Annotated in this window: 2 protein-coding genes; one reads left to right on the top strand and one right to left on the bottom strand. The window is 72.6% G+C overall.

Translation table 11 applies throughout. The annotated features are described in order from the left end of the window. Window positions 1-2,115, top strand: a 2,115-nt coding sequence (locus ACXJKL_RS19275) for a penicillin acylase family protein (RefSeq protein ID WP_457208614.1), incomplete at its 5' end; no start/stop codon positions are given. 29 nt (window positions 2,116-2,144) lie between these two features. On the opposite strand, the gene ACXJKL_RS19270 is transcribed toward ACXJKL_RS19275, so the two are convergent. Beyond that, on the bottom strand, window positions 2,145-2,480 hold a 336-nt coding region (locus ACXJKL_RS19270), incomplete at its 5' end, for a 5-formyltetrahydrofolate cyclo-ligase (RefSeq protein ID WP_457208613.1).

Raw genomic sequence — 2,480 nt, 5'->3', positions numbered from 1 at the left:
CACGGCACCACCGAGATCGCCGTCGAGTACACCCTGCTGGCCGCCACCGGGCTCTCCTACGAGCCCGAGCCGTGGACGCCCGCCGACTCGTTGGCGTGGCTCAAGGCGATGGCGTGGGACCTGCGCGGCAACATGACCGACGAGGTCGACCGGGTGGTCGCGAGCCTCGACCACACCCCCGAGGAGGTCGCCCAGCTCTACCCGGACTACCCCTTCGACGAGCACCCGCCGATCGTGGGCAGCGGCGGCGTGGTCGACGGGGTCTTCGAGCAGAACGCCTCGGGCAACGCGACGCGCAACCCCCGCCGGCCGGCGTACTCGCCCGAGATGGTGGCCGCCCTCGAGGGCGTCCGGGACGCCGTCGCGGGGATCCCCGACCTGATGGGTCGCGGTGACGGCATCGGCTCCAACTCGTGGGTCGTCGACGGTGCGCACAGCGCCACCGGCGCGCCCCTGCTCGCCAACGACCCGCACCTCGGCGTGAGCATGCCGGGCATCTGGCTGCAGATGGGGCTGCACTGCCGCCAGCTGTCGCCGGACTGCACCCTGGACTCGTCGGGGTTCACCTTCTCGGGCGTGCCGGGCGTGATCATCGGCCACAACGCCGACATCGCCTGGGGCTTCACCAACCTCGGCCCGGACGTCACCGACCTCTACCTCGAGAAGATCGAGGGGAGGACCTGGATGCAGGACGGCGAGGCCAGACCGCTCGCCGTCCGGACCGAGACGATCACGGTGCGCGGCGAGGACGACTTCGAGCTGCAGATCCGTGAGACCGCGCACGGCCCGCTCATCAGCGACGTGTCGCAGGAGTTCAGCTCGGTGGGCGCCAACGCCCCCATCGACGTGGCGGACCCGACCGGTCGCGGCAACGGCTACGCCGTCGCGCTCGCGTGGACCGCGCTCGAGCCCGGCACCACCGCCGACGCGATCCTCGCCCTCAACCGGGCCAGCGACTGGGACGAGTTCCGCGCGGCCGCCGCCGACTTCGCCGTACCGGCGCAGAACCTGGTGTACGCCGACCGCGAGGGCCACATCGGCTACCAGGCGCCCGGACGGATCCCGATCCGCCAGTCCGGCAACGACGGCCGGATGCCGGCCGAGGGCTGGGTGTCGGCCAACGACTGGACCGGCGACGTCATCCCCTTCGACGGGCTGCCGAGCGTGCTCGACCCCGAGGAGGGGTTCGTCGTCACGGCCAACCAGGCCGTCATCGGACCGGACTACCCCTACTTCCTCACCGACGACTGGGACCGCGGCTACCGGTCCACCCGGATCCGGCAGGTGCTCCAGGAGGAGGGGGAGCTGTCCGTGGACGAGATGGCACGCCTCCAGCTCGACACGACCAACCCGATGGCCGCGACCCTGGTGCCCTACCTGCTCGACGTGCAGGACCTGCCGAGCGAGTACTACCGCGACGGGCAGGAGCTGCTGGCCGACTGGGACTTCACCCAGCCCGCCGACAGTGCGGCCGCTGCCTACTACAACGTGGTGTGGAGCAACCTGCTGCGGCTGACCTTCCACGACGAGCTCCGGGAGGCCGTGTGGCCCGACGGCGGCGACCGGTGGTTCGGCGTCGTCGAGACCCTGTTGGCCGACCCGGCCGGACCCTGGTGGGACGACATCGAGACCGACGCGACCGAGTCGCGCGACGACGTGCTGCGGCAGGCGTTGATGGACGCCCGCGACGAGATGACGCGTCGCCAGGCGCTGGACCCGGACGAGTGGACGTGGGGCCACCTGCACCAGCTGGACCTGCACGGCTCCACCCTGGGGGAGTCCGGGATCGGGCCGGTCGAGTGGCTCCTCAACCGCGACGGCCACGAGGTCGGCGGCGGCTCCAGCATCGTGGACGCCACCTCGTGGGACGCGACCGAGGGCTACGAGGTCACCTCGGCGCCCTCGATGCGGATGGTCGTCTCGCTGGCCGACCTCGACCGGTCCCGGTGGGTCAACCTCACCGGTGTCTCGGGCCACCCGGGCTCCTCGCACTACGCGGACCAGACCGAGCTGTGGGTCGACGGGAAGTACCTGCCCTGGGCCTTCTCCCGCGACGCGGTCGAGACGGCGGCGGAGGACACCATGACCCTCCTGCCCGCGCCCGAGGACGACTGACCCGGTCGGCCCCGCCCTCAGCCCCGCCGTCAGCCCAGGGCGCGGACCCCGCCCGGCGTGATCGCATGGGTGACCGGCCGGTCGTGCGGCTCGGTGGGGACGTGGTGCCCCACCTCGTCGTCGTGGAGCAGCACCGCGGTCGGTCGCCCGACGGTGCGTCCGAGCACCCGGTCGTAGCACCCGCCGCCGCGGCCCAGCCGGGCGCCGTCCGGCGACACGGCCAGTCCCGGCACCAGCAGCACGTCGGCGTCCAGCACCGCGTCCACCCCGAGCAGCGGACCCGTCGGCTCGAGCAACCCGAGCCGGGCCGGGGTGAGCGACTCCGGCCCGGTGTACTCCGCCCAGTCCAGGTCGAGGTCCGGCAG

This window comes from Nocardioides sp. P5_C9_2, assembly GCF_054049555.1.
The sequence above is the reverse complement of the archived record's forward strand: the minus strand, read 5'-3'. Positions and strand labels throughout refer to the sequence as shown.